The organism is Vibrio sp. 1249-1 (assembly GCF_033340495.1).
Map to the genome: position 1 here is coordinate 1 of NZ_JAWOWJ010000204.1, position 951 is coordinate 951.

The window sequence follows — 951 nt, forward strand, 5'->3', positions numbered from 1 at the left end:
ATTGTTGTTGGCGCATTAGCCATCGCGGCATTACTGTTTCATGGTTTATGGAGCAGTAAAAAAGAAGGCAAAGCAAAATTTGGCAACAAGCCACTTGGTAAGCTGGATGTTGACCAAGGAGATAAAGATTCGGTTGAGCAAGAGCGCAGTTTCGCTCCTGCCCCTGAAGACGATTTCGAAATCATCCGTAAAGATCGCAAAGAACCAGACTTTGGGATGGAAAATACGTTTGATAGTAAGTTTGAGGCAGATCCTTTGCTTGGAGGTGTGGCAGAAGAAAAGCCTTCTGTAAAAGAAGAAGCCGAGGAAATCCCTTCTTTTGTCGCGATGAAAAACGATGTTGAAGATGTAGCAATTCAGCCGTCTGAAGTCGAAGAGCCAATGCAAGAGGTGATTGAAGAAGAGATCATGCCTTCTGCATTTGATGCGTCTAAACAAGAGATGGAAATGGTTGAAGAAGTGGCTCCTGCCGTTGTTGAACAACCAGAAGAGCCAAAGCCAGAGCCGGAAATGCAAGTGATCGTGTTGAATGTTCATTGTGCGGGCGAAGAACCATTTATTGGCACTGAACTTTTTGACAGTATGCAGCAAAATGGTCTTATCTATGGCGAGATGCATATCTTCCATCGTCATGTTGATTTATCTGGTAACGGTAAAGTGCTGTTCAGTGTGGCTAACATGATGCATCCGGGCACACTTGAGCATGGTGATCCCGCAGAGTTTTCGACGAAAGGCATTTCCTTCTTTATGACGTTGCCTTGCTATGGCGAAGCTGAGCAAAACTTCAACTTGATGTTGAGAACTGCGCAGCAGATTGCGGATGATATGGGAGGGAATGTTCTCGATGACAAGAGAAACTTAATGACTCCTGACCGTTTAGCTGCTTATCGACGCCAAATAGTTGAGTTTAATGCGGCTAACGCATAATCTTACTACCCAATTATAAAAGGG

At 44.4% G+C, this 951-nt stretch carries 1 protein-coding gene; it reads left to right on the forward strand.

From position 1 onward, the window contains the following. The coding region (zipA, locus tag R7Z50_RS25265; RefSeq protein WP_318149457.1) for a cell division protein ZipA at nt 1–927 on the forward strand (927 nt) is incomplete at its 5' end. Between the last annotated feature and the right edge of the window lie 24 nt (nt 928–951).